This window comes from Neisseria mucosa (genome assembly GCF_013267835.1).
Lineage (GTDB): Bacteria > Pseudomonadota > Gammaproteobacteria > Burkholderiales > Neisseriaceae > Neisseria.
In genome coordinates this window covers 652,029-677,143 of sequence record NZ_CP053939.1, presented here as the reverse complement: position 1 = coordinate 677,143, position 25,115 = coordinate 652,029, and the positions used below count along the sequence as shown (strand labels likewise).

Genomic DNA, 25,115 nt, shown 5'->3' with positions numbered 1-25,115 from the left:
ATTGTATGCGTTAACTAAGCTCATCAGTGCAAAAAGGCCGTCTGAACAATATCTGTTCAGACGGCCTTTATTATTTAGGGATTATTCCCATTCAATCGTGGCAGGCGGTTTGCCGCTGACATCATAAACCACGCGGTTGATACCTTTGACTTCGTTGATGATGCGGTTGGACACACGGCCAAGCAGCGAGTATGGCAGCTCTGCCCAGTGCGCAGTCATAAAGTCGCTGGTAATCACGGCACGCAAGGCAACGACGTAATCGTATGTGCGGCCGTCGCCCATCACGCCGACGGATTTCACAGGCAGGAATACGGCAAAGGCTTGGCTGGTCAGGTCGTACCAAGATGTACCGTTTTCATCGGTGGTGTTGCGCAATTCTTGGATGAAAATGTCGTCCGCCTGACGGAGCAAGTCGGCGTATTCTTTTTTCACTTCACCCAAGATACGCACGCCCAAACCCGGGCCCGGGAACGGATGACGGTACACCATTTCACGAGGCAGACCCAAAGCGACGCCCAATTCGCGCACTTCGTCTTTGAACAAGTCGCGCAACGGCTCAAGCAATTTGAGTTTCATGTTTTCAGGCAGGCCGCCGACATTGTGGTGCGATTTGATGGCGTGGGCTTTTTTGGTTTTCGCGCCTGCGGATTCGATTACGTCAGGGTAAATCGTACCTTGTGCCAACCATTTGGCGTTGGTGAGTTTTTTCTCTTCAGCGTCAAAGACTTCAATAAATTCCGCACCGATGATTTTGCGTTTTTTCTCGGGATCGGTCACGCCGGCAAGTTTCGCCAAAAACTGCTCTTCGGCATCAACGTGAATCACGCGTACGCCCAAGTTGCGGGCAAACATGTCCATCACCATTTTGCCTTCGTTCAGGCGCAACAGGCCGTGGTCAACAAACACACAGGTCAGTTGGTCGCCGATGGCACGGTGAATCAGCGCCGCCGCTACGGAAGAGTCCACGCCACCGGACAAACCTAAAATCACTTCGTCGTTGCCGACTTGTTCGCGGATTTTGGCAACGGCTTCTTCGATGTAGTTCGGCATGGTCCAGCTTGGTTGTGCGCCGCAAATATCCAAGACAAAGCGGTTCAACAACGCGCGGCCTTGTTTGGTATGGGTCACTTCAGGGTGGAATTGGATGCCGTAGAATTGTTTCTCAGCGTTTTCCATCATGGCAATCGGGCAAGACGGCGTATCGCCGATGACGGAGAAGCCGGTAGGCAGTTTGGAAACTTTATCGCCATGGCTCATCCAAACGTCGAGCGTATTAGGAGCATCATCTTGAATGCCGCGTGTCAGCTCGCTGTCGATGGTTTTCACTTGCGCATAACCGAATTCACGTTGGTTGCCCGGGCTAACTTCGCCGCCCAAGTGGTGCGCCATAAATTGCATACCGTAGCAAATGCCCAAAACCGGAATACCCAAATCAAAAATACCGGTATCGGCTTGATAATCGGATTCGTAAACGGAATTGGGGCCGCCGGAGAGGATGATGCCTTTTGGATTGAAGGCTTTGATTTCTTCCAAAGGCATGTCGAAAGAATGCAGTTCGCAGTAAACGTGGGCTTCGCGCACGCGGCGGGCGATCAGCTGGGTAACTTGCGAGCCGAAGTCGAGGATGAGGATTTTGTCTTGGGTCATGGCGGAAACTTTGCAAAATGTAAGAAAACGGTGCGGCCGGGAGGGTAAATTTCAAATTTAAACCACAATAAAAAAGGCCGTCTGAATCGGCGGATTATACCATTGTTCAGACGGCCTTTATAGGGTAAAACCTAAATCTCTCATCTTTCTATTTTGTGTGTTTCTCAGGAATCATATCGCTGCGCGAGAGCAACAGCAGACAACCCAACACGACCATGCCGATGGCCAGCAACGGCGAGAGGTAAATCCAGTAGCTCATGTGCAGATAAATAGCTGTACCGATATAAACCAGCATCGGTCCGGAAACGATGGACTGTTTGTTGATGCCGTCCATAATCAACACGGCAAAGCCCAAAATAATTAATGCGCCGGCAATCATTGTCGATGTCGCAGGCAAAATATCCGTGGCGCGTAAAAACCAAACTGCGCCAAAGATAATCAAAAATAAAGGCAGAAAAAGTGAAGGACGGGACATAACAACGCTCCGTAAAGGTTTCAGACGGCCTGTATTATTGGGTGCGCCGGTCATACAGACAAGATATAAAAATGCAATCTTGTGTGTGATTATGCAAAGGTTGGCACAACAAAAAGGCCGTCTGAACAACGGCAAACCGAAATCAAATATTTCAATTTATCCTGTTTCAGACGGCCTTTCAAATCATCAGGCTTTGCCGGTGCTGCCGAATCCGCCTTCGCCGCGCTCGCTGGCGGCAAACTCGTCCACGACTTTAAACGCGGCTTGGACAACCGGCACAATCACCATTTGCGCGATACGCTCCATCGGCTCGATGGTAAACGCTTCTTTACCACGGTTCCACAAGGAAACCTTCAATTCGCCTTGATAATCCGAGTCAATCAAACCGACCAAATTGCCCAAAACAATACCGTGTTTATGACCCAAACCGGAACGCGGCAGCAAAACGGCTGCATACGCAGGGTTGGCCAAATGCACAGCCAAACCGGTCGGCACGAGATACACATCGCCCGGTTGCAATACAACGGCTTCATCCAAGCAGGCACGCAAGTCCAAACCGGCAGAACCAGGCGTTGCATAAGCAGGCAGGGAATCGGCCATTTTCGGATTTAAGATTTTCAGTTCGACTTCGGTTTGCATGACAGGACTCCGTATTGTTCTATATTGGAAAGGGCTACGATTATACACAATGCCCTTGAGGCCGTCTGAAAAAACGGAGTATGATTCGGTCAAACCTAAGGAGAAAAATCATGGATCTGCACAATATCCGCGAAGATTACAGCAAACGCGAGCTGTCGGAAGCCGAATGCCACGCCGACCCGATTGTCCAATTCGAGCAATGGCTGAACGAAGCGATTCACGCCGAAGTCAACGAGCCGACCGCGGTCAACGTTGCCGCTGTGGGCGAAGACGGCAGGCCCAACAGCCGCATGGTGCTGCTAAAAGAAGTCAACCCCAAAGGCTTTGTTTTCTTTACCAATTACCACAGCCGCAAAGGCCGCTCCTATACGGCACACCCTTTTGCCGCCATGACTTTTTTCTGGCCGGAACTCGAGCGCCAAGTGCGCATTGAAGGACGCATTGAAAAACTCGACGCCGCCGCTTCGGACGAATATTTTGAAAGCCGCCCGTATACCAGCCGTATCGGCGCATGGGCAAGCGCGCAAAGCGAAGTGATTTCCAGCAAAGCCGTTTTGGTGGCCAAAGCCGCAGCCGTCGGCGTCAAACATCCCCTGCATGTTCCCCGTCCTCCGCATTGGGGCGGATACCTCGTTATTCCCGACCGCATCGAATTCTGGCAAGGCCGCCCCAGCCGCCTGCATGACCGCATCCAATACCGCCTGGTTGACGGCAACTGGATACGCGAACGCCTTTCGCCATAATTTTCGGATTTTCAAACAAAAATTTACTGGTTGAGTTACAATACAGCCTTTCATCGGCAGGCCGTCTGAATCTGATTTTCAGACGGCCTTTTCCCCCAATCCAACCCCTGCCGCAACTGCCGCAGAAGAACCGCTTTTTCAAGCGAGTTAGGAAAAATCATGTCCAAACAGCCTTCCAGCAAACGCCAATGGCGCGACGGCGTATCATCTGCCGCCAAGAAACCTTCCAAACCGGCCAAATCCTTCGCCAATAAAAAACGTCCAGACAACGAACGCAAAACATCAGGCAAACCTTACGGCCAAAAAGTTTCAGACGGCCCTAAAGCTCAAAATACCGCGCCAAAACAACGTGCCGCCAAAGCCAAAAAACTGGTTGTCCGCAATCCCAACCAAAAAATCATGGAGCACGCCCGCGATTTGAAAGAACGCCGCAGCGACCTTTCCCGCTTCGAACCCGAGCGCCTGCAAAAAGTCCTGGCCGCTTCCGGCGTCGGCTCTCGTCGCGAAATGGAAGAATGGATCAGCAACGGCTGGGTAACGGTCAACGGCCGCGTCGCCCAACTGGGCGACAAAGTCACCCCCGACGACCACGTTACCGTCAAAGGCAGCATTATCAAACTCAAATGGGCAGACCGCCTGCCGCGCATCATCCTCTACTACAAACAAGAAGGCGAAATCGTTTCCCGCGACGACCCGCAAGGCCGCATCAGCATTTTCGACCGCCTGCCGCAAGCAGCCAGCAGTCGCTGGGTGGCTATCGGCCGTTTGGACATCAATACCAGCGGCCTTTTGATTCTAACCACTTCAGGCGAACTCGTTCAACGCTTTGCCCACCCCAGCTTTGAAGTCGAACGCGAATACGCCGTGCGCGTATTGGGCGAGTTGACCACCGAACAAATGCGCGTCCTGACCGAAGAAGGCGTCATGCTCGAAGACGGTTTGGCAAAAGTCGAACGCATCTACGAACAAGGCGGCGAAGGCGCAAACAAATGGTACAACGTCGTCATCAAAGAAGGTCGCAACCGTGAAGTACGCCGCATTTTTGAAAGCCAAGGCCTGACCGTCAGCCGCCTCGTCCGCGTAGGCTTCGGCCCTATCGGCCTGCCAAACCGCCTCAAACGCGGCCAGTTCTACGAACTCAATCCGGCAGAAGTCGCCAACATCATCAAATGGGCGGACATGCTGCTGCCGGGTGAACGTCGCCGGAAGAAAAGTTAATGTAAGATAAATCGGGGCTGAGGCCTTTACAAAATCGTCTCAGCCCGACAAAATCTTGCCTAAGTCATAAAAATAGTGGGTTAAGTTTAGACCAGTACCGCGTTGCTCCGCCTTGTCCTGATTTAAACTTAACCCACTATTCACACATTAAAATTCAAAAAAAGTGACTCAGCACCAGCGTTAACTCTGCCAATACACTGCCATCAACACTTTTAACAATCAGCAAGAGATATTTCTATGGAGCTCGAATCATGCCCCGTTTTTTCCTAAAAACCGTTTCCATACTCACTTTGGCAGCTTTAACCGCGTGTTCCGGCCCACTCGACCGTTCAGACTCGTCAACCGAAAATCTTCATGGCGCACCGGACTCAGCATTGCCTGCTACTGCCGTTGCTGAAGAAAATCTGTCTCTTACAGAAAACACCGAACGCTACCAAGACCAACCCGATCAACCGGTCAAATCCGTTGCCCAAGAACCTGTTTCCACATTCAGCATCGATGTCGATACCGGCAGCTACGCCAACGTCCGCCGATTTCTGAACAGCGGCAAACAGCCGCCCAAAGATGCCGTGCGCATTGAGGAAATCATCAATTATTTCCCTTACAACTACCCACTGCCTACTGACGGCCGCCCATTTGCCGTTCACACTGAAACCATTGATTCTCCATGGCAACCGGAAGCCAAGCTGATCAAAATCGGCATTCAAGCACAAGACACGGCAAAGAAAGACCTGCCGCCCGCCAATCTTGTGTTCCTCGTGGACGTATCCGGCAGTATGGATGAAGAAAATAAACTTCCGTTGGTTCAAAAAACGTTGCGTATCTTGACCCAACAATTACGCCCGCAGGACAAGGTTACACTGATTACCTATTCATCAGGCGAAGAGCTGGTGCTTCCGCCCACATCAGGTTCAGATAAAGAAACCATCCTGAAGGCCATCGACAAGCTGAAAGCCGAAGGCTCGACTTCGGGCGAATCCGCTTTACGCATGGCATACGAAGAAGCGCAAAAAGCCTTTGTACCTAACGGCATCAACCGTATCCTGCTGGCGACCGATGGCGACTTTAACGTTGGCGTATCTGATACCGAAACCCTCAAATCCATGGTTGCCGAAAAACGTAAAACCGGTATTTCACTCAGTACGCTAGGCTTTGGTACGGACAATTACAACGAAGACATGATGGAACAAATTGCTGATGCAGGCGACGGTAATTACAGCTATATCGACAACGAAAAAGAAGCGAAAAAAGTTTTACAGCAACAACTGACTTCCACGCTCGCCACCGTAGCGCAGGATGTCAAAATCCAAGTCGAATTCAATCCTGCCACTGTCAAAGAATACCGCTTGGTCGGCTACACCAACCGTACCCTGCGCAATGAAGACTTCAATAATGACAAAGTAGATGCGGGCGATATCGGCTCAGGCCACAGCGTGACCGCCATTTATGAAATCATTCCGGCAGGAAAAACCGGCTGGCTGAACGAATCACGCTATCAAAAAGCCCCTGCCGCCAAAGGCAGTAAAAACGAATACGCCTTTGTCAAAGTCCGCTACAAACTGCCTGGGGAAAAAGACAGCAAGCTGATGGAACAAGCAATTCCCGTTGGCAGCAAACCGCTGGAGCAAGCCGATAAAGACACCCTGCTCGCCCTTGCCGCGGCTTCCTATGCCCAAGCCCTGCGCGGCGGCGAATACAACGGCAAACTTGGCTGGAGCGACATTGAAAAAATGGTACAGCAAGTCCAAGGCGATGATCCGTTTGAGCTGAAATCGGAATTTCTCCAATTGGTTCGCATTGCCGCCGGTAATGAAAAGCAATCAGGTCCTTTGGTTAAAGAATAAAACCTGAAAAAGGCCGTCTGAAAAACATTCAGACGGCCTTTTAATTACACTTTTTATTTTTCCGATTTCAACACACGTTGACGGCGGGTTTCGCTCAATACCATGCCTGCGCTGACGGAAACATTCATGCTCTCGACTGTGCCAAACATCGGAATCGATACCAGCATATCGCAATGTTCGCGCGTCAGACGGCGCATGCCTTCGCCTTCGTTGCCCATCACCCATGCCGCGCTGTCGGGTAAATCGCAGTGGTAAAGGTCTGAGTCGCCGCCCATGTCCGTACCGACAATCCAAATGCCGTATTCTTTCAGCTCACGCAAAGTACGGGCAAGATTGGTTACAGTAATATACGGCACGGTTTCCGCTGCGCCACAGGCAACTTTGCTGACGGTCGCATTCAGGCCGGCGCTTTTGTCTTTGGGTGCAATCACGGCATGCACGCCCATCGCATCGGCAGTACGCAGGCACGCGCCGAGGTTGTGCGGATCGGTAATGCCGTCCAATACCAGCAAAAACGGCGGTTCGCTCAGATTTTCCAACACATCTTCCAAGTGAACATGGTTTTTGGAAGCATCGATAAACCCGACCACGCCCTGATGACGCGCCCCTTTGCTGATGGCATTCAAGCGGTCGGCATCGGCAAAATGCACGCGTACGTTTTCAGAGGCTGCTTTATCCAATACATCGCGGGTGCGCGCATCGGATTTGCCCTCTTGGATATAGAGTTCGGTAATCGATTTCGGGTTTTGCCACAAACGGGCATTGACGGCGTGAAAGCCATAGATGAGTCGTTGGTTTGCCATGTTTTTGCTTTATCAAAAAATTCAGACGGCCATTATAACAAGTAAGGCCGTCTGAAAATTTTTTATTTCATCAAATAACCGAGTATGCCCGAAGCACCAACGCCGATTAATACCGTCACCAACATCGAAAACCGGCTGGCGGCCAATACCGTCAAAGCAATGGCAATCAGCTCATGCGGTTTGTCCGATACAAAATAAGGCGCAATCACGGAAATCAACACGCAGCCCGGCGCGGCCTCCATAACTACTTGCGCGCGACGGCTCAACGTACGGTTGCGCAATGCAAAAAAGCCGATTAATCGGGTCGAATAGGTTACGGCCAACATACTTAAAAACAGCAAAAACGATTGCAGCGACAACAAATCCTTCATTTTTGCTCTCCCAAAAAATACGCCGCCAACAAACCCGACAACGCTCCAGCCGGAACATACCATGCGCCATCCACGGTCAAATAAGTTGCGCACGCCACAATCAGGCTGACAAACCAAGGGCGTGAAGCCGCAAAGCTCTTCCACATACCGCGCAGCAACACCAAAAACACCGCAGGAAACGCCATGCCGAAGCCCCATGCCGCCACATCGCCGAACATCGGACCGACTGCCGCGCCAAACGCCGCAAAACCAATCCAAGTTACATACAAAATAAAGCACACGCCGGCATAAAACGGCATGTTGAACGCAGGCAAACCTGCCGCCTTACGCTTTTGAATTTCAGCAAACGCCATTGCCCAGCTTTCATCACACATCACAAACAGCGCAGGCATCGCCTTTTTCAACGGCATATCCCTCATATACGGCGCAATCGCCGCACCCATCAGGATATGGCGCGAATTAATCATAAACGTTACCGTTGCAATCAGCAGAATCGGCAAAGGATTTGCCCATAAATTGACTGCGGCGAATTCCGAACCTCCGGCAAAATTCATGCCCGTCATCAGCAGCATTTCCAGCCAACTCATGCCCTTCTGCCCGCCCTGCATACCCAAAATCAGCGCCCACGGCAACAGGCCGATCAGCATAGGGGAACATTCTTTAATGCCGCGCAGAAACTCAGACTGCGGGGAAATAGTATGACTCATTTTAATTGAAACGGTTTATCAAAAAGAAGCGACGTATTATAAAGCATGCCGTCTGAACAAGGGTATAATACGGAAAAATAGATTTATTTACGGAAACCGATATGACCCACACCGTCCATCTGCAGTTTGAAGAAATTGACAATACCGTGTTGCAACGCCTGTGCGGCGCGCTCGACAGCAATCTCGAAGCCTTAGGCAAAGCCCTTGATATCCAAATCAGCCGCCGCTTCGAACATTTCACCTTCATGGGCGAACTGGCACACGCCGGCCGCCGTGCCTTGCTATCGCTTGCCGAAGCCGCAGAAAAAGGCGACTTGGACGACAACGCCATCAGCCTCGCGGCCGTTGAAGCCAAAACCGCAGATGAAAAACACGAAGAAAAACACCACGACCAACAATACTATTTCCGCACTAAACGCGGCAGCATCGGCGGCCGCACACCGCGCCAAAACGGCTATATCCGCGCCTTGCTCAACCACGATGTCGTGTTCGGTTTAGGCCCTGCCGGTACAGGCAAAACCTATCTTGCCGTTGCCGCCGCAGTTGATGCCATGGAAAAACACCAAATCGAACGCATCGTTTTGGTGCGCCCTGCAGTCGAAGCAGGCGAAAAATTAGGCTTCCTGCCGGGCGATTTAGCGCAAAAAGTCGATCCCTACCTGCGACCGCTTTATGATGCGCTTTATGACTTGATGGGCTTTGACCGCGTAACCAAACTGATGGAAAAAGGTTTGATTGAAATTGCGCCGCTGGCCTATATGCGCGGCCGTACCTTAAATGGCGCGTATGTCATCTTGGACGAAGCGCAAAACACCACGCCCGAACAAATGAAAATGTTCCTAACCCGTATCGGCTTCGGTGCCAAAGCAGTCATTACCGGCGACATCAGCCAAATCGACCTGCCGCGCAACATCAAATCCGGCTTGAAAGATGCACGCGAAAAACTGCGCGACGTAGAAGGCCTGTATTTCCACACCTTCACCAGCGAAGACGTTGTCCGCCATCCATTGGTACAGAAAATCGTCGAAGCCTATGAAGCTGCCGAAGAACAAGCTGAAAAGAAAAACGACGAATAATCTTTTCAAACACTGAAGGCCGTCTGAAAATCAAATTTCAGACGGCCTTCCTACATCATTCGGCACATAATACTGCTATAATCCGAAAACCAAGTAAAACAACGACTTCAAAAGGAAAAATATGACCCTCAAGCCACCCGTCCGAATCGCCGTTACCGGCGCGGCAGGGCAAATCGCCTACGCCACCCTCTTCCGTATCGCCGGCGGCATCATGCTCGGACGCGACCAACCCGTTATCCTGCAACTGCTCGACCTGCCGCAGGCGCAACAAGCATTGCGCGGTGTGATTATGGAAATGCAGGATTGCGCCTTCCCCCTCTTAGCCGACATCTTCGCTACAGACGATCCCGAAGTCGCCTTCAAAGATGCCGACATCGCCCTCTTGATTGGTGCGCGCCCGCGTACGCAAGGCATGGAACGCGCCGACCTGCTGCATGCCAACGCCGAAATTTTCAAAATACAAGGCGCGGCGTTGAACAAAGTTGCCCATCGCAACGTCAAAGTCCTCGTCGTCGGCAACCCGGCCAATACCAACGCCTACATCGCCATGAAGTCCGCACCCGACATCCCGCCGGAAAACTTCACCGCCCTGATGCGCCTCGACCACCACCGCGCCGTCAGCCAAATTGCCGAAAAAATCAACCGCCCGATTCCTTCCATCGAGCAAATGTGCGTCTGGGGCAACCACAGCCCGACCATGTACGCCGACTACCGCTACGCCACCAGCAACGGCGAGTCCGTCCAAGACATGATTACCGAACCCGACTGGAACACCGAAGTCTTCATGCCGAAAATCGCCGGACGCGGTGCAGCCATTATCGCCGCACGCGGCTCATCATCCGCAGCCTCCGCCGCCAATGCCGCCATCTACCACCTGCGCGACTGGCTGCTCGGCAGCAGCGGCAAATGGGTAACGATGGGCGTTCCATCCGATGGCTCTTACGGCATTCCCGAAGGTTTGGTTTTCGGCTTCCCCGTCATTTGCGACGCAGGCAGCTACCGCATCGTCCAAGGCTTAGATTTGTCGGACGAATTCAGCCAAAAACGTATTGCAGCCACGCTGGCCGAATTGGAAGAAGAGCGTTCAGCCATCCAAGATCTACTCTAAAACAAAGGCCGTCTGAAAACCAAATTTCAGACGGCCTAAATAATTAAATGCCCATTCTACAATCATTTTTAAAAGCTAGAATGGAACTCTTTGTCCTTATTTATCTTTAAGATGCCATTGACCTGCCGGTGTACAACCGCCGCCACTACCGCCGACAGCATAATGATCACAATTCGGATCAAGCCGTTTCCCTTGAGAATATGAGCCATTTGACAAACCGTCCCCATTAAAGGAACTGCATGCGCCGATAAAAGCTACGCAAAACAGGATTAAAAATTTCTTCAACATTCACATCACCTTTTTTATAAAAGTCACACCACAAAATTGCAGCCTAGATAAAGTTCCCACGCTATCGATATGAGCCACACTGTGTGAGCAAAAAAACAATCCTTCCTTGCTCACGGTTGTATTATCCAAAATTTCCGCTGCCATCACTCAAAAAACTACAGCTAGAAACTTGAAATACACATCCAACAAGATTAAAAACATCAAAATAGTTATCAAACTAATTTTATAAACATGTGACAAAATTTTTGCAACTTTGTTTCTTATGGTTTTGCTTTTTATAAAGATCGTTCTCACAATATGAAAATTATCCGATACCTTTTCTGCGTTTAAAAAAGGCCGTCTGAAAACCGAATTTCAGACGGCCTTTACTGTGTAAGCCTTATTCCGCTACATCAATACATAAATATTTCAATTCCAAATACTCATCCGCACCATATTTGCTCCCTTCACGTCCCAAACCACTGCGTTTCACGCCGCCAAACGGTGCCACTTCATTACTGATTAAGCCCGTATTGATGCCGACCATTCCGTATTCCAAGGCTTCGCCGACGCGCCACTGGCGGGCGGTGTCGGAGGTGAAAAGGTAAGCTGCCAAACCGTATTCCGTATTGTTGGCGGCTACGATGACTTCGGCTTCGGTTTCAAAACGGAACACCGGACACAACGGCCCGAAGGTTTCCTCGCGAGCTACCGCCATGTGCGCCGTAACACCACTTAAAACAGTCGGCTCAAAAAACGTTCCGCCCAATGCGCTGCGTTTGCCGCCGGTCAGGCAACTTGCGCCTTTAGCAAGCGCGTCGGCGATGTGCTGCTCGACTTTCTCCACCGCTTTTTTCTCAATCAACGGCCCTTGGTTTACGCCCTCTTCCAAGCCGTTGCCCAATTTGAGCGCCGCCACTTTTTCACTCAATCTGCGGCAAAATTCGTCGTAAATGCCGGATTGGGCGTAAACGCGGTTGGTGCAGACGCAGGTCTGACCGCTGTTACGGAACTTGCTGGCAAGTGCACCTTCGACAGCTTTGTCCAAATCGGCATCGTCAAACACGATAAACGGCGCATTGCCGCCCAGTTCCAAGCTGAGTTTTTTAATGTCCGCCGCACTGTCGGCAAAAATTTTCGCGCCGACTTCGGTTGAGCCGGTAAAGCTGATTTTGCGCACGGTCGGATTCGTGGCAAATTCATGACTGATTTCCGAAGCACTACCGCTGACAACAGGCAACAAATCCTGCGGCACGCCGGCTTCATAAGCCAAAACGACCAATGCATACGCACTCAAAGGCGTGAGCGATGCAGGTTTGACGATCATCGCGCAGCCTACCGCCAAAGCAGGTGCAGCCTTACGCGCAATCATTGCGGATGGGAAATTCCACGGCGTAATCGCGGCGGTAACACCGATAGGCTGTTTCAACACGACCAGTTTTTGCGATGCTTTCACACTCGTCAGCACATCGCCGTCAATCCGCCGCGCCTCTTCCGCAAACCAGCGTACAAATGAAGCCGCATAATCAATCTCGCCGCGCGCCTCGGTCAGGCTTTTGCCCTGCTCCATCGTCATGATGCGCGCCAGTTCTTCTTTGTTTTCCTTCATCAGAAAATACCAACGCCACAACACATCGGCGCGCTCTAACGCAGTTTTTGCCGCCCACAATTTTTGTGCCGCCTCCGCCTTCTGAATCAGAAGCTTCAGGCCGTCTGAATCGGTCTTACGGACAAACGCCAAAGCCTCACCTGTTGCAGGATTATCAACTTTAATAGCATTTGGAATCGGAGAAAAGGAAATATCGGAATGGTTGAGCAAGCGGACAAAATCTTTCATGAGAAACTAGCTTTCTAAAATCTGGAATATGTGTTCATTATCATATTCATACCATGAAAGCGCAACTGAATCGCAAAATAAGACAACAGCAAAGGCCGTCTGAATATCTTACAGACGGCCTTTGCTTTAGCTATATCATATCTATCTTAATAACGAATAAAATAAGATGATTGATACTCTACCTCAAAAGGATAGGACACATGTATGACAACAATTTGCTATAATACAAAACTCATTTTAACCCTCATTCGAAATTCCATTTTCAGACGGCCTTTGTCTGTTTATAAGGCCGTCTGAAATGTTTTCCGTCCATCCTCTTCTGCCGAACCATGATTCCATCTGATTTCATTGACGAGCTTTTGTCCAAAGTCGATATTGTCGATATTATCGACGAGCAGGTTCCACTGAAGAAAGGCGGGGCGAACTATATGGCCTGCTGTCCGTTTCACAAGGAAAAGACGCCGTCGTTTTCGGTCAGTCCGACCAAGCAGTTTTACCATTGTTTCAGTTGCGGGGCGCATGGTTCGGCGATTGGTTTTGTGATGGAGCATCAGGGGCTGTCGTTTCCGGAGGCGGTGCAGTTTTTGGCTGATCGCGTCGGTATGACGGTGCCTAAAGTGCGCGGGCAGGAAGACAATCCCGAAATCCGTGCCGAACGTAAGAAAAAACAGCAGACTTTGGAAGAAACAACGGCGGCGGCAGCGGATTTTTACGCGCAACAGTTGAAATTCAATCCGGCAGCGAAGGCTTATTTAGACAAACGCGGCTTGAGTGCGGAAGTCATCGCGCATTACGGTTTGGGCTATGCGCCCGACGGTTGGCAGCCTTTGGCGCAAGTATTTCAGCCCTATCCGAATACTGCGTTGGTGGATACGGGCATGGTCATTGATAACGAAGGCAAACATTACGACCGCTTTCGTCATCGGATTATGTTCCCTATCCGTAATCCGCGTGGGCAGGTCATCGGCTTTGGCGGCCGCGTATTGGACGACTCGAAACCCAAATACCTGAATTCTCCCGACACTCCTTTGTTCGATAAAGGGAAAAACCTTTACGGGCTATATGAAGGGCGTGCTGCCGTAAAAGAGGCCGGACGGATTTTGGTGGTCGAAGGCTACATGGACGTGGTCGCATTGGCGCAGTTCGGCATCGGCTACGGCGTAGCGGCTCTAGGTACGGCAACCACGGCGGAACATGTCAAAATCCTGATGCGTCAGGCCGACAGTATTTATTTTTGTTTTGACGGCGACGGCGCGGGACGTAAAGCGGCTTGGCGCGCGCTGGAAAATGCGTTGCCGCAATTAAAAGACGATAAATCGCTGCATTTTCTCTTCCTGCCCGAAGAACACGACCCCGACAGCTACATCCGCACCTATGGCAAGACGCAGTTTGAAGATGCCTTGTTAAACCAAAGCAAGCCCCTATCCGAATATTTTTGGGAACATCTTTCAGACGGCCTCAACCTCAATACACAAGAAGGCAAAGCAGAATTGGTCAAAACCAGTTCCCCGCTTTTAGCGCAAATTACCGCGCCGGCATTGGGCTATCTCCTGAAACAAAAACTCAGCGAGTTGGTGGGCATTGATCCTGACAACCTCGCCCAGTTACTCGGACAAGAAGCGCCCAAGCGGCACGTCAAACAAAAAAGTTACAAACTGCCGCCCATTTCTGTCAAACAGCCAACCATGCTGACACTGGTGCAAAGGCAAATACGCAGCCTCTTGATAAATCCGGCTTGGGCTTCATATATAGACCTGCCCGATTATCTGGCTTTAAGCGGCGACTTTGCCTGCCTTGCCAATCTGGCCGAAACCATCAAGAATCACGCCACGATTCCGGCAACGGCACAAGTGCTTGAATATATGCGCGGTTCGCCCTATGAGGAAACCGTCAATCAAATCTTTTTATCAACCCTTCACTCTGAAGAAATGGAAGGGGATGACGAAGAAGATTGCGAAAGTTTCCAAATCGGCATGAAAAAGTTGTTAAATGAATTAAAATACAGTCAAATCGAAACTTTAAAGCAAAAAAGTATTCAAACTGGTTTGACCGAAAATGAAAAAAGACTATTGCTGTCGCTTTTGACGGCAAAGCAAAACTAACCCCTCAGGCCGTCTGAACAATCTAAACACACGCTGCGAAGCATGACACGCAGAACACTCCATCCGTAATATTTTCAGACGGCCTCAGAGTATTAAAGTGAAATCTGATTTCACAACAAAAAGCTCTGCTCTGCCTTCAGGTACGGCCACATCACCGTAAACCGTCGGCATCCTATCAACCTAGAGAGCAATCCATGTCTAAAAACCAAAACTACGAAGAATACCAAGACCAAGATGACAACCGTCCCTTGAGTATCGAAGAGCAGCGCGCCCGTCTGCGTCAACTCATTATTATGGGTAAAGAACGCGGCTACATCACTTATTCCGAAATTAACGACGCGCTGCCCGACGATATGTCCGACGCCGAGCAAATCGACAACATCGTCAGCATGATTTCCGGTTTGGGTATCCAGGTAACCGAGCAGGCTCCTGATGCTGAAGACATCCTCTTGAGCGACAATGCCGCCGCCCTGACCGACGACGATGCCGTTGAAGAAGCCGAAGCGGCACTTTCCAGCGCAGATTCCGAATTCGGCCGTACAACCGACCCTGTACGCATGTATATGCGTGAAATGGGCCAAGTTGATTTGTTGACACGCGAAGACGAAATCATCATTGCCAAAAAAATCGAAAATGCACTGAAAAATATGGTGCAGGCCATTTCCGCCTGCCCGGGTTCGATTGCCGAGATTTTGGCTTTGATCGAACAAGTCCGCAACGACGAAATCCGTGTGGATGAAGTGGTTGAAGCTATCATCGACCCTAATGAAGTTTTGTTAAACGAATTGGGTCTGGGTCATTTGGAAAATACCAAACCTGACGATGAAGAAGGCGAGACCGACAGCGAAGTCGAAGATGACGACGAAGATGATGAAGATGACTCCGGCAGCGATTCCGAAGCCATGTCCGCCGCCCATTTGGCCGAACTGAAACAAAAAGTGTTGGAACATTTCGCCTTTATCGAGAGCGAATACGGCAAAATGATCAAGCAGCTGGAAAAACACGGCAGCCAACATGCCAACTACCTGAAACACCGCGATGCCATTGCCAACAAACTGCTGGAAGTTCGTTTTGCCACACGCCAAATTGAAAATTTGAGCAGCAACCTGCGCAGCCGCGTTGAAAACATTCGCAAGCTCGAACGAGAAATCCGCGATATCTGCATCGACCGCGTGCGTATGGAACGCGACTACTTCATCGAAAACTTCCTGCCTGCCATTACCGATTTGGAATGGGTTGAAAAAGAAGTAGCCAAAGGCCGAGTGTGGGCCAATGCTTTAGATCGTTTCCGCCACGCCATCCTCGAAAAACAAGCCGAGCTGGCCAATATGGAAACCGAAACCCGCATTTCCATTGAAGAGTTAAAAGAAATCAACAAAAACATGGTGTTGAGCGAAAAAGAAACCTCAGCCGCCAAACAAGAAATGATTCAGGCCAACTTGCGTTTGGTTATTTCCATTGCCAAAAAATACACCAACCGCGGCTTGCAGTTCCTTGATTTGATTCAAGAAGGCAATATCGGCCTGATGAAAGCGGTGGACAAATTCGAATACCGCCGCGGCTACAAGTTCTCTACTTATGCCACATGGTGGATCCGTCAAGCGATTACCCGTTCCATCGCCGACCAAGCGCGTACCATCCGTATTCCGGTTCACATGATTGAAACCATCAACAAAATGAACCGTATCTCGCGCCAATACCTGCAAGAAACCGGTGAAGAACCTGATTCCGCCAAACTGGCCGAGCTGATGGAAATGCCGGAGGACAAAATCCGCAAAATCATGAAAATCGCCAAAGAGCCGATTTCCATGGAAACACCGATTGGCGACGACGACGATTCGCACTTGGGCGACTTCATCGAGGATGCCAACAATGTTGCGCCGGCAGAAGCTGCGATGTACACCAGCCTGCACGAAGTAACCAAAGAAATCCTCGAAAGCCTGACACCGCGCGAAGCCAAAGTGTTGCGTATGCGTTTCGGTATCGATATGAATACCGACCACACGCTCGAAGAAGTCGGCAAACAATTTGACGTAACCCGCGAACGTATCCGTCAAATCGAAGCCAAAGCCCTGCGCAAGCTGCGCCATCCGACCCGCAGCGACCGCCTCCGCAGCTTCCTCGACAGCGAAGAAAACAAATCATAAAAGCAAACCGCAGGTTGAAAAGCCTGCGGTTTTTATTGGAATACGAAAAGGCCGTCTGAAAACCAAATCTCAAAAGATTTAATCGTTTCAGACGGCCTTAAATTTTATTCAGCTTCAGTGGTTTTCTTTTTCGGACGGCGTCGGCGGCGTTTAGGTTTGCCATCGGTTGATCCACTTTGTTTCTGACGTTTGTGATCATTGGCCGCAGTCATTTGCTGGCGGGTTTCCTCATCGGCATGTTGGAAAGTTGTCCACCAAGAAGCCACCTCTTTATCAACCTCGCCAACTTCACTACGCAAAATCAGGAAATCATAAGCAGCACGGAAACGGGCTTGCGCCAACAGACGATACGGGCGCGCGCCGCGCATATTGTCGAATTGCGGCTGAAATTGCCAGATTTCACGCATGGTTGCAGAGAATCTTTGCGGTACGCCCCAACCTTTCTCCACCGTATCGCGCATGGTGTTCATCGCATCCATCAGCGCAGGGACAGGTTTTTGACCATGGCTTTGATTGCGTTGCCAAATGGCGTTTAGTGTCGGCCATAATACCGCCGCCAATACAAAACCGACGGAAACGGACTTATCCGCACGAAGACGCTCATCGGTATTTTTCAAGGCCAACATAATCATACGTTTGTCGGCTGCTTCGGCAGTTTTCAAGGCATCTAAAAGCGGATGGATGCCTTCGGGAATACCCAACTCGTTCAACCGTTTCAAACAGGCACGGGAATGGCCGGAAAACAGGATTTTCATGATTTCGTCAAAAAGACGGGCCACCGGCTCATTTTTCAGACGGCCTGCGTATTCGGCAATCGGCAAAGCCGTTTGCTCTTCCACTTCAAAGCCCAACTTGCCCGACAAACGGACGGCGCGAAGAATACGGACGGGATCTTCCTGATAGCGTTCGGCAGGATTACCTATCATCACCAATTTCTTATCGGCAACATCAGCCACGCCTTGATGGAAATCCCAAATTTCCTCTTTAATCGGGTCGTAATACAGCGCGTTGCAAGTAAAGTCGCGGCGCATGGCATCTTCTTCAATGCTGCCGTAAGTATTGTCCTTCATAATGCGGCCTTGCGCATTTTGCTGAACCTTATCGCCACCGCGAAACGTCGTCACTTCAATAGTTTCAGGACCAATCATCACATGAACGATTTGAAAGCGGTGGCCGATAATGCGGCTGCGGCGGAATATTTTACGGATTTGCTCCGGTGTGGCATCGGTTGCAATATCAAAATCTTTGGGCTCAACCCCGAGCAACAAATCCCGAACGGCTCCCCCTACAACATAAGCCTGAAAACCGGCTTCATGCAGGCGTTTGGCAATTTTCTCAGCGGCAAAGCTCAACATATCCGCATGGATACCATGTTGCTCAAGCGGAATAATCTCCTTTTCGGGCAACGACTTGACGTGTTTTTTAGGCAACACTTTATGCAGCCATTTTTTTAACATAAGCAGCTCTTTTCACAATAAAAAAGGCCGTCTGAAACTTGTCCGGCTTAAGCCTTTGCACAATATCCTGCCGTAGATAAAGACAAAACATTGAGCAAAGGCTTCAGACGGCCTAAAAAAGACGTGCCATTATACCTTATGGAAGTTCGATTAATTAGCGTATTGACAAAAAATATCGGCTATAATGACGGTCTGACAACGATTCAGGCAAAACATCATGTACCACTACAAATCCGAAGCTACCCAATTCCTCGACAAACTCATGGCCGATCATCCCGAATTAGAAGCGCAACGCCTCGAAAACCGCCATTTACTGTGGGATGTAACCCTTAATCCGGCCGAACAGGCTGAATTTGAAGCGGCCAAAGTCAACAAAAAACCTTACACCTACTATCAAGACTAATCCCGCATCGGCATGACGACCAACACGCACAATACCGATCCGGCATTACAACATTACCTCAACAGCATCGGTCAATCCGAACATCCCGTTTTGACCGCATTGCGCGAGCGTACCCAATCACATCGTCTGGGAAAGATGGCCATCGCCCAAGAGCAGGCAGCCATGTTGGTGTGGTTGGCCAAATTATTGAATGCCAAAAAATATTTGGAAGTTGGCGTCTTTACCGGTTACAGCAGCACCGCCATAGCGCTTGCCCTCCCCGAAGACGGCAAAATCATGGCTTGCGACATCAATGTAACCTTTACCGATATTGCCCGCGAAACATGGCAGGCAGCAGGCATAGCGCATAAAATCTCGCTTCATCTGCAGCCGGCTTTGCTGACTTTGGACGATTTGATAACGCAAGGCGAATCGGAAAGCTACGACTTGGCGCTTATCGATGCCGACAAACCGCCTACGCCGAAATATTTTGAACGCTGTTTACAACTGGTACGGAGTGGCGGCGTGATTGCCATCGACAATATCTTGTTGGGTGGGCGCGTCATGAATGAAGCTGCCGAAAACGATCCACCCAGCCTGGATATCCTGCGCCATTTCAACCAAAACCTGCCGCACGATACACGCATTATTCCCATTACCCTGCCTATCGGCGACGGTTTGACACTGCTGCTAAAAAAATAAAACGACACAATCTGATGAAAACATTATCACGTTCCCTGTTTCTTTTACCGCTTACTCTATTGGCCGCATCATGCGCCGTTTCCCATCCCCATCAACCTGCCGACAATGCCAACTTTGTCCTGCCGGATATTCCGCGCGAGCCTTTGCCTGAAAAAAATATTCCCTATCCGCGCTTGGACGAACAAACCCAGATTGACCACTTGGGCATACAAATCGCCCGACTGGAACGCACCGTTGAAGAATTAAATCAACGCCTGCACACATTGGAACAACAGCGAACTATCAAACGTCCAACCCCTTTGGCTCCCAAACCCAAAGCCCAGCGATTGGACGACCGCAAGCTGAAAATGAACTATTTGGCCAATGGCGGCGGCGTGCCGTCTGAAACAGATTCAGCCGCACAAAACGAGCTGCGCCTTTATAACCAGGCGCAAAAATACTATCAGCGCAACAACTTCTCCGCCGCAGTGGCCATTTTGAAAGAAGCCGACGGCGGCAACGGCAGCGAAATTGCCCGCCGCAATATGTATCTACTTCTGCAAAGCCAACAGCGTCTGGGCAACTGCGAATCCGTTATCGAAATCGGCAACCGCTATGCGAATCGATTCCGCAACAGCCCGCAAGCCCCGGACGCCATGTACAGCATCGGCCAGTGCCAATACAAACTGCAACAAAAAGACATTGCCCGCAGCACATGGCGCAAACTGATGCAAAGCTTCCCCAACAGCGAAGCGGCAAAACGCGCTGCAATCAGCCTGAAACAAAGATAAACGTTCAGATGGCCTTATCATCCCCAAGGCCGTCTGAATATTTTTTACCCTTAATCCATTCAAACAAAAGGAACTCTTCATGATCCAAGTCGGCATTATTATGGGCAGCAACAGCGATTGGCCGGTGATGCAGCAGGCAGCACAATTTCTCAAAGAATTCGGTGTTGAATACGAAGCGCGTGTCGTCTCGGCACACCGTACGCCTGATTTGATGTTTGAATACGCCGAAACCGCACGCGCACGCGGCATCAAAGCCATTATTGCCGGTGCAGGCGGCGCGGCGCACTTGCCGGGTATGGTCGCAGCTAAAACCACTGTCCCCGTCTTGGGCGTACCCGTTCCCAGCAAATATCTGCGCGGCGAAGATTCCCTGCTTTCAATTGTGCAAATGCCCAAAGGCGTTCCAGTTGCCACATTTGCCATTGGCGAAGCAGGCGCGGCCAATGCGGCGCTGTTTGCCATTTCACTTTTAGCCAACGAAAATCCTGAATTGGCTGAAAAATTGGCGGCTTTCCGTGCCAAACAAGAGCAAACCGTTTTAGCCATGGAATTGCCCGAAGCATAACGGACTAAGGCCGTCTGAAAGTTGTAAAAGGAAACTTAGATTTCGTTTTACACTTTTCAGACGGCCTTGTTTATTGATCAAATTAAATCAACATCATGAAACCCCTGGCATTCATCCTACTCTCCACCCTACTTTGTGCCTGCCAAAGCCCAAGTATTCCTGCTCAATCAACCGCCATTCCATCTCAGCAAAAAGCTCAAGATACTACCGGCAACCTGATTATCTTCTATGATACACAGACCGGTTCTGCGCCATTGTTAAAAGCAGTGAAAGCCTCCGGCGCAAGTTTGATTTATGAATACAAAAACCTGAACGGCATTGCTATTCGTCCGTCTTCCAAGACCAAGATTGAAGATTCCATTGCCTATTTCAAAAAGGTAAACGGCGTATTGTCCGTCGAACAAGATAGGCTGCTGAAACTTCAATAATCGAGCTGGTTCTTCGGTCTAATAAAAAAGCCGTCTGAAACGTATTACAACGTTTTCAGACGGCCTTTACTTTTTCAAAACATTAAATCATGCCTCTGCCTTGCGCTTTTGGCTTGGCTTGGCCGAATTCTAATTTACTCAGCGCAGACAAATAGGCTTTAGCAGTTGCCACCAATACATCGGTATCTGCACCTTGGCCGTTGACCACACGGTCGCCACGTTGCAGGCGGACGGAAGTTTCACCTTGGCTTTCTGTACCTTGAGTTACCGCATTGACAGAGTAAATCTGCAAGGTTGCGCCACTTTGCGCCACACTTTCAATGGCTTTGAAGATGGCATCAACAGGGCCTGAGCCGCTAGCGGAAGCGTGTTTTTCTTCACCGCGAATACTGAACACAATATCGGCGCGCGGCTCTTCGCCAGTTTCAGTGCTGATTTTTTGGGAAATGAATTTGTAGCTTTCGGTATTCATATTGCCCATTTCGTCAGACACCAAAGCGTGCAGGTCTTCATCAAAGATTTCGCGTTTCTTATCCGCCAGCTCTTTGAAGCGTGCAAATGCCGCATTCAACGCCTCTTCGCTTTCCAACTCGATGCCCAAATCTGCCAGCTTGCTGCGGAATGCGCTGCGACCGGACAATTTGCCCAAAGTCAGGCGGTTGGTTGACCAGCCGACTGATTCGGCCGTCATAATTTCATAGGTTTCAGGGTGTTTCAACACGCCGTCTTGGTGGATGCCTGATTCATGTGCAAAGGCGTTTGCGCCGACTACCGCTTTATTTGGCTGAATCGGATAACCGGTAATGGTGGACACCAGTTTGGATACCGGCACGATTTGCGTGGTATCAATGCCGGTTTCCAAGCCGAACAAATCATGACGCACTTTCAACGCCATCACGATTTCTTCAAGGCTGGCATTACCAGCACGTTCACCCAAACCATTGATAGTACATTCCACCTGGCGCACACCTGCCTGAACAGCAGCCAATGAGTTAGCAACCGCCATACCCAAGTCATTATGGCAGTGGGTCGACCAAACTACTTTGTCTCCATTGGGCACGCTTTTGATGATGTTACTGATACGCTCGTACCATACGGAAGGGATGGAGTAGCCGACAGTATCGGGAATATTGATGGTGGTTGCGCCCGCTTCGATAACCGCCGTAAAGATTTTGGCGAGGAAGTCCAAATCCGAACGCACGGCATCTTCGGCGGAAAATTCCACATCGTCAGTGTATTCTTTGGCGATTTTCACCGCTTTGACCGCCGCATCGATGACCTGCTGCGGCTTCATTTTCAGTTTGTGCTCCATGTGGATGGGGCTGGTGGCGATAAAAGTGTGAATACGTTTTTTCGGTGCGGGGGAAACGGCTTCGCCCGCTTTGCGCACATCGTTTTCAACGGCACGCGCTAACGAACAGACTGTGGATTTGGTGATGATTTTGGCAATCGCATTAACCGACTCGAAATCGCCCGGACTGGCTGCGGCAAAACCTGCTTCAATCACATCGACACCCATCTTTTCCAACTGGCGGGCAATACGGATTTTCTCCTCTTTGGTCATGGATGCACCGGGCGACTGCTCGCCGTCGCGCATGGTGGTATCGAAAATGATAACGCGGTTGGTTTGTGTCATTTCTGTTCTCTCCAGAGATTCGTTTTTTTGTAAAAAAGCATTCAAATCAAGCGGTCTGCCTTGCGCTTCCGCCAAAGCGGTTAGTTTTTGCAACTGAGCCAAAGGCAGGGAACCGCGTGTACGCCATTTATAGATAGCCGCCGTCGTTGCAGCATTTTCCGGGTCATGCTGTTTCAGGGCTTCGGCCAGCGCGTTTACGCCGCCAAAATAGGCAACCAAACGGTCAATGTCTAATTGCATGATGTTCCTTGTCCAAATCTGATTAAGATTATTGTGTTTAGGTTTTGCATTATACTTATTTTAGACAAAACGACAATCTATTTTTATCAAAAAATTGGTGTAAATTTTAAAAATTGAGAAATTTTTATACATTTTGTCTAATTTGAACTATTAAAAGCCCCTCTCAAACCGAACACATCCTAAATATAGTAAACTAATCCCCTATTTCCCCGATTTAAAACACACTATGCCCCACACCATCCCTACCGACCGTTCCGACATCGAATGGCGCAACGAAAGCACACAAAAGCCGCCTAAGCAGGCTGTTTACATACAAGAAGCAGGCGCAGCAGAAATCTTAAAAAATGCCCACGCGCAAACTGCAACCGTTTGGACTGGTGATTTTCATAATGCCAAGCAAGTCTTATCTGCAATGAAAAAACGTATCCGCAGGCCGTCTGAAAAAAAGAAAGGCGCACCTGCCGATATTCAGACGGCCTTTCATGCCCACCGTATGAAACAAGCGCAACAAAGCCGGTTGCTCAATATGCTTGCCATCGAAATCCAACCTAATTTTCAACTGGACAATGCGCGTGCACCCGATATCTACGCCGCCTTGCACAATGTTTACGACACACCAAACGACAAACCGTTTCTTTTGCCGCTGAATCAATTACTGGGCTTTATCGGTGCACACGAATGGCACAAAAAAGGCATAGACATTTCGCAACTAGACGGAAAAATCCATGTTCCTTTCGGCGTATTCTCTCCACTGCGCGGCGAGTATTTGGATTTAATCGCACAAGCGCCACTCGCTCCCAATATTCAGACGGCCTTTGACATCGGCACCGGCTCAGGCGTTATTGCCGCAATTTTGGCCAAACGAGGCATACCCGACATCATCGCCACAGACACCAACCCAAAAGCAATAGCCTGCGCCACAGCAAACCTTGAGCGTCTAGGCTTAGATAAAGCTGTCAACATCCAATCGATTGATTTATTTCCCGAAACTTGTGCCGACCTTATCGTCTGCAATCCGCCTTGGCTGCCGGCAAAACCGACCTCCGCCATTGAAATTGCACTTTACGACCCAAACAATGCCATGTTGACAGCCTTCCTCAACGGCGTAAGTCACCACTTAAATCCAAACGGCGAAGCCTGGCTGATTATTTCCGACTTGGCAGAACACTTGCATTTACGCGATAAAGACTTCTTAAACCAATGCTTTCAAACGGCCTCACTCGATGTCGTCGATATTCTGAAAACCAAGCCGCAACATAAAAAAGCAATTGATGAATCCGATCCTTTGGCATTTGCCAGAAATAAGGAAACTACCTATCTGTACCGTTTGAAAACAAAATAAAATCAAGGCCGTCTGAACATTCAGACGGCCTTTAAGCATTTTTATAAAAGAAAACGGCATATCCGTAAAGATATGCCGTCGATGGGAGCAGCAGGGACTGCTATATTTGGCAGTGGTTTGTGTTTTAGTCCTCTTGCGCCCCTGTTTGCAGGTAGTTTGGCAGACCAACTCTGCCAATCAATTCCTGCTGGGTTTCAAGCCAGTCGATGTGTTCTTCGTTGATGTCTTTTTGTTTTTCCAACAAATCACGGCTGACGTAGTCTTGTTGCTCTTCTGCAAGGGCGATGGCTGCAACCAGAGCATCATGTTTTTCATACTCTTTTTTCAAGTCGCAGGCAATGATTTCTTCGGTAGATTCACCGATTAACAATTTACCCAATTCTTGCAGATTAGGCAGGCCTTCCAAGAACAAAATACGCTCGATCAAATCGTCTGCGGATTTCATTTCGCGGATGGACTGTTTGTAGAAATGACTACCCAATTCTTCAAAGCCCCAGTTTTTCAAAATGCGGGCATGCAGGAAGTATTGGTTAATGGTAATCAGCAACAAACCTAAGTTTTTGTTTAATTCGCGGATAACTAAGCGATCGCCTTTCATATTCAGCTCCT

At 49.7% G+C, this 25,115-nt stretch carries 24 protein-coding genes; 13 read left to right on the top strand and 11 right to left on the bottom strand.

The features are described from left to right. Positions 1-81: 81 nt before the first annotated feature. The 3 genes from guaA to dut form a co-directional block, all read right to left on the bottom strand. Positions 82-1,647 (bottom strand): glutamine-hydrolyzing GMP synthase, encoded by a 1,566-nt coding sequence (guaA, locus tag FOC66_RS03185; protein ID WP_003746573.1) that lies wholly within the window; start codon positions 1,645-1,647, stop codon positions 82-84. 148 nt (positions 1,648-1,795) lie between these two features. Further along, positions 1,796-2,122, bottom strand: coding sequence for a hypothetical protein (locus FOC66_RS03180; protein WP_036493628.1), 327 nt, complete (start codon positions 2,120-2,122; stop codon positions 1,796-1,798). Positions 2,123-2,308: 186 nt separating this feature from the next. Beyond that, complete coding sequence (dut, locus tag FOC66_RS03175) at positions 2,309-2,761, bottom strand: dUTP diphosphatase (RefSeq protein WP_003680707.1); 453 nt, start codon at positions 2,759-2,761, stop codon at positions 2,309-2,311. A gap of 110 nt (positions 2,762-2,871) precedes the next feature. Here dut and pdxH point away from each other — a divergent pair, with 110 nt between their 5' ends. The 3 genes from pdxH (at position 2,872) to FOC66_RS03160 (ending at position 6,566) form a co-directional block, all read left to right on the top strand. Continuing rightward, the gene (pdxH, locus tag FOC66_RS03170) at positions 2,872-3,504 is read left to right on the top strand and encodes a pyridoxamine 5'-phosphate oxidase (RefSeq protein ID WP_036493623.1); all 633 of its coding nucleotides are present in this window, start codon (positions 2,872-2,874) and stop codon (positions 3,502-3,504) included. A 159-nt stretch (positions 3,505-3,663) separates the two neighbouring features. Further along, entirely contained in the window at positions 3,664-4,722 is a 1,059-nt protein-coding gene (locus tag FOC66_RS03165) for a pseudouridine synthase (RefSeq protein WP_003746566.1), read from the top strand. A gap of 251 nt (positions 4,723-4,973) precedes the next feature. Further along, entirely contained in the window at positions 4,974-6,566 is a 1,593-nt protein-coding gene (locus FOC66_RS03160) for a vWA domain-containing protein (protein ID WP_003746564.1), read from the top strand. A gap of 53 nt (positions 6,567-6,619) precedes the next feature. Here FOC66_RS03160 and rlmB read toward each other — a convergent pair whose 3' ends face one another. The 3 genes from rlmB to FOC66_RS03145 all read right to left on the bottom strand — a co-directional run bounded on the left by rlmB (position 6,620) and on the right by FOC66_RS03145 (position 8,447). Further along, positions 6,620-7,369 (bottom strand): 23S rRNA (guanosine(2251)-2'-O)-methyltransferase RlmB, encoded by a 750-nt coding sequence (gene rlmB, locus FOC66_RS03155; protein WP_003746563.1) that lies wholly within the window; start codon positions 7,367-7,369, stop codon positions 6,620-6,622. Between the two features lie 62 nt (positions 7,370-7,431). Continuing rightward, complete coding sequence (locus FOC66_RS03150) at positions 7,432-7,740, bottom strand: AzlD family protein (RefSeq protein WP_003746560.1); 309 nt, start codon at positions 7,738-7,740, stop codon at positions 7,432-7,434. Then, entirely contained in the window at positions 7,737-8,447 is a 711-nt protein-coding gene (locus tag FOC66_RS03145) for an AzlC family ABC transporter permease (protein WP_003746558.1), read from the bottom strand. Before FOC66_RS03145 ends, FOC66_RS03150 begins: the two co-directional genes overlap by 4 nt. A gap of 101 nt (positions 8,448-8,548) precedes the next feature. Between FOC66_RS03145 and FOC66_RS03140 the strand changes: the two genes are divergently transcribed. Together FOC66_RS03140 and FOC66_RS03135 are read left to right on the top strand one after the other, a co-directional pair. Further along, positions 8,549-9,523 (top strand): PhoH family protein, encoded by a 975-nt coding sequence (locus tag FOC66_RS03140; RefSeq protein ID WP_003746557.1) that lies wholly within the window; start codon positions 8,549-8,551, stop codon positions 9,521-9,523. A 121-nt stretch (positions 9,524-9,644) separates the two neighbouring features. Beyond that, positions 9,645-10,631 carry a malate dehydrogenase gene (locus FOC66_RS03135; protein WP_003746555.1) on the top strand — a complete coding sequence of 329 codons (987 nt, stop codon included), beginning with the start codon at positions 9,645-9,647 and terminating at the stop codon, positions 10,629-10,631. A 96-nt stretch (positions 10,632-10,727) separates the two neighbouring features. Here FOC66_RS03135 and FOC66_RS03130 read toward each other — a convergent pair whose 3' ends face one another. Together FOC66_RS03130 and FOC66_RS03125 are read right to left on the bottom strand one after the other, a co-directional pair. Further along, positions 10,728-10,919: a hypothetical protein gene (locus FOC66_RS03130; RefSeq protein ID WP_155811697.1), complete on the bottom strand. Its 192-nt coding sequence runs from the start codon at positions 10,917-10,919 to the stop codon at positions 10,728-10,730. Between the two features lie 379 nt (positions 10,920-11,298). Beyond that, a complete protein-coding gene (locus FOC66_RS03125) occupies positions 11,299-12,735 on the bottom strand; it encodes an NAD-dependent succinate-semialdehyde dehydrogenase (protein WP_003746550.1) in 1,437 nt (478 codons plus the stop codon). Between the two features lie 329 nt (positions 12,736-13,064). On the opposite strand from FOC66_RS03125, the gene dnaG reads away from it, so the two are divergent. Together dnaG and rpoD are read left to right on the top strand one after the other, a co-directional pair. Beyond that, complete coding sequence (gene dnaG / locus FOC66_RS03120; RefSeq protein WP_003746548.1) at positions 13,065-14,837, top strand: DNA primase; 1,773 nt, start codon at positions 13,065-13,067, stop codon at positions 14,835-14,837. Positions 14,838-15,031: 194 nt separating this feature from the next. Then, positions 15,032-16,984 carry an RNA polymerase sigma factor RpoD gene (rpoD, locus tag FOC66_RS03115; protein ID WP_003746546.1) on the top strand — a complete coding sequence of 651 codons (1,953 nt, stop codon included), beginning with the start codon at positions 15,032-15,034 and terminating at the stop codon, positions 16,982-16,984. Positions 16,985-17,088: 104 nt separating this feature from the next. On the opposite strand, the gene FOC66_RS03110 is transcribed toward rpoD, so the two are convergent. Next, positions 17,089-18,441 carry a polynucleotide adenylyltransferase PcnB gene (locus FOC66_RS03110; protein WP_003746545.1) on the bottom strand — a complete coding sequence of 451 codons (1,353 nt, stop codon included), beginning with the start codon at positions 18,439-18,441 and terminating at the stop codon, positions 17,089-17,091. Positions 18,442-18,658: 217 nt separating this feature from the next. Between FOC66_RS03110 and FOC66_RS03105 the strand changes: the two genes are divergently transcribed. From FOC66_RS03105 to FOC66_RS03085, 5 genes are all read left to right on the top strand, one after another. Continuing rightward, positions 18,659-18,844: a DUF3460 family protein gene (locus FOC66_RS03105; protein ID WP_003746542.1), complete on the top strand. Its 186-nt coding sequence runs from the start codon at positions 18,659-18,661 to the stop codon at positions 18,842-18,844. A 12-nt stretch (positions 18,845-18,856) separates the two neighbouring features. Continuing rightward, positions 18,857-19,525 carry a class I SAM-dependent methyltransferase gene (locus FOC66_RS03100; protein WP_003746540.1) on the top strand — a complete coding sequence of 223 codons (669 nt, stop codon included), beginning with the start codon at positions 18,857-18,859 and terminating at the stop codon, positions 19,523-19,525. Between the two features lie 14 nt (positions 19,526-19,539). After that, the gene (locus FOC66_RS03095; protein WP_003746539.1) at positions 19,540-20,295 is read left to right on the top strand and encodes a tetratricopeptide repeat protein; all 756 of its coding nucleotides are present in this window, start codon (positions 19,540-19,542) and stop codon (positions 20,293-20,295) included. 79 nt (positions 20,296-20,374) lie between these two features. Further along, positions 20,375-20,860 carry a 5-(carboxyamino)imidazole ribonucleotide mutase gene (gene purE, locus FOC66_RS03090; RefSeq protein ID WP_003746536.1) on the top strand — a complete coding sequence of 162 codons (486 nt, stop codon included), beginning with the start codon at positions 20,375-20,377 and terminating at the stop codon, positions 20,858-20,860. A gap of 95 nt (positions 20,861-20,955) precedes the next feature. After that, positions 20,956-21,288, top strand: a complete 333-nt coding sequence (locus tag FOC66_RS03085) for a hypothetical protein (RefSeq protein WP_003746534.1) — start codon at positions 20,956-20,958, stop codon at positions 21,286-21,288. 82 nt (positions 21,289-21,370) lie between these two features. Here the strand turns inward: FOC66_RS03085 and FOC66_RS03080 are convergent, their stop codons facing one another. Further along, positions 21,371-23,164, bottom strand: a complete 1,794-nt coding sequence (locus FOC66_RS03080) for a 2-isopropylmalate synthase (RefSeq protein ID WP_003746532.1) — start codon at positions 23,162-23,164, stop codon at positions 21,371-21,373. Positions 23,165-23,390: 226 nt separating this feature from the next. Here FOC66_RS03080 and FOC66_RS03075 point away from each other — a divergent pair, with 226 nt between their 5' ends. Beyond that, complete coding sequence (locus FOC66_RS03075) at positions 23,391-24,506, top strand: methyltransferase (RefSeq protein ID WP_003746530.1); 1,116 nt, start codon at positions 23,391-23,393, stop codon at positions 24,504-24,506. Positions 24,507-24,630: 124 nt separating this feature from the next. Here the strand turns inward: FOC66_RS03075 and bfr are convergent, their stop codons facing one another. Further along, positions 24,631-25,104 carry a bacterioferritin gene (bfr, locus tag FOC66_RS03070; RefSeq protein ID WP_003746529.1) on the bottom strand — a complete coding sequence of 158 codons (474 nt, stop codon included), beginning with the start codon at positions 25,102-25,104 and terminating at the stop codon, positions 24,631-24,633. Positions 25,105-25,115: the final 11 nt, after the last annotated feature.

What these genes read in the sequence shown, in the direction of transcription:
- rpoD (WP_003746546.1), top strand. Translation starts at nt 15,032, where the DNA reads ATGTCTAAAAACCAAAACTACGAAGAATACCAAGACCAAGATGACAAC.
- FOC66_RS03075 (WP_003746530.1), top strand. Translation starts at nt 23,391, where the DNA reads ATGCCCCACACCATCCCTACCGACCGTTCCGACATCGAATGGCGCAAC.
- FOC66_RS03130 (WP_155811697.1), bottom strand. Translation starts at nt 10,919, where the DNA reads ATGTTGAAGAAATTTTTAATCCTGTTTTGCGTAGCTTTTATCGGCGCA.
- FOC66_RS03135 (WP_003746555.1), top strand. Translation starts at nt 9,645, where the DNA reads ATGACCCTCAAGCCACCCGTCCGAATCGCCGTTACCGGCGCGGCAGGG.
- purE (WP_003746536.1), top strand. Translation starts at nt 20,375, where the DNA reads ATGATCCAAGTCGGCATTATTATGGGCAGCAACAGCGATTGGCCGGTG.
- dnaG (WP_003746548.1), top strand. Translation starts at nt 13,065, where the DNA reads ATGATTCCATCTGATTTCATTGACGAGCTTTTGTCCAAAGTCGATATT.
- rlmB (WP_003746563.1), bottom strand. Translation starts at nt 7,369, where the DNA reads ATGGCAAACCAACGACTCATCTATGGCTTTCACGCCGTCAATGCCCGT.
- FOC66_RS03180 (WP_036493628.1), bottom strand. Translation starts at nt 2,122, where the DNA reads ATGTCCCGTCCTTCACTTTTTCTGCCTTTATTTTTGATTATCTTTGGC.
- FOC66_RS03150 (WP_003746560.1), bottom strand. Translation starts at nt 7,740, where the DNA reads ATGAAGGATTTGTTGTCGCTGCAATCGTTTTTGCTGTTTTTAAGTATG.
- FOC66_RS03105 (WP_003746542.1), top strand. Translation starts at nt 18,659, where the DNA reads ATGTACCACTACAAATCCGAAGCTACCCAATTCCTCGACAAACTCATG.
- FOC66_RS03125 (WP_003746550.1), bottom strand. Translation starts at nt 12,735, where the DNA reads ATGAAAGATTTTGTCCGCTTGCTCAACCATTCCGATATTTCCTTTTCT.
- guaA (WP_003746573.1), bottom strand. Translation starts at nt 1,647, where the DNA reads ATGACCCAAGACAAAATCCTCATCCTCGACTTCGGCTCGCAAGTTACC.
- FOC66_RS03095 (WP_003746539.1), top strand. Translation starts at nt 19,540, where the DNA reads ATGAAAACATTATCACGTTCCCTGTTTCTTTTACCGCTTACTCTATTG.
- bfr (WP_003746529.1), bottom strand. Translation starts at nt 25,104, where the DNA reads ATGAAAGGCGATCGCTTAGTTATCCGCGAATTAAACAAAAACTTAGGT.
- FOC66_RS03140 (WP_003746557.1), top strand. Translation starts at nt 8,549, where the DNA reads ATGACCCACACCGTCCATCTGCAGTTTGAAGAAATTGACAATACCGTG.
- FOC66_RS03085 (WP_003746534.1), top strand. Translation starts at nt 20,956, where the DNA reads ATGAAACCCCTGGCATTCATCCTACTCTCCACCCTACTTTGTGCCTGC.
- FOC66_RS03110 (WP_003746545.1), bottom strand. Translation starts at nt 18,441, where the DNA reads ATGTTAAAAAAATGGCTGCATAAAGTGTTGCCTAAAAAACACGTCAAG.
- FOC66_RS03165 (WP_003746566.1), top strand. Translation starts at nt 3,664, where the DNA reads ATGTCCAAACAGCCTTCCAGCAAACGCCAATGGCGCGACGGCGTATCA.
- FOC66_RS03080 (WP_003746532.1), bottom strand. Translation starts at nt 23,164, where the DNA reads ATGCAATTAGACATTGACCGTTTGGTTGCCTATTTTGGCGGCGTAAAC.
- dut (WP_003680707.1), bottom strand. Translation starts at nt 2,761, where the DNA reads ATGCAAACCGAAGTCGAACTGAAAATCTTAAATCCGAAAATGGCCGAT.
- FOC66_RS03160 (WP_003746564.1), top strand. Translation starts at nt 4,974, where the DNA reads ATGCCCCGTTTTTTCCTAAAAACCGTTTCCATACTCACTTTGGCAGCT.
- FOC66_RS03145 (WP_003746558.1), bottom strand. Translation starts at nt 8,447, where the DNA reads ATGAGTCATACTATTTCCCCGCAGTCTGAGTTTCTGCGCGGCATTAAA.
- FOC66_RS03100 (WP_003746540.1), top strand. Translation starts at nt 18,857, where the DNA reads ATGACGACCAACACGCACAATACCGATCCGGCATTACAACATTACCTC.
- pdxH (WP_036493623.1), top strand. Translation starts at nt 2,872, where the DNA reads ATGGATCTGCACAATATCCGCGAAGATTACAGCAAACGCGAGCTGTCG.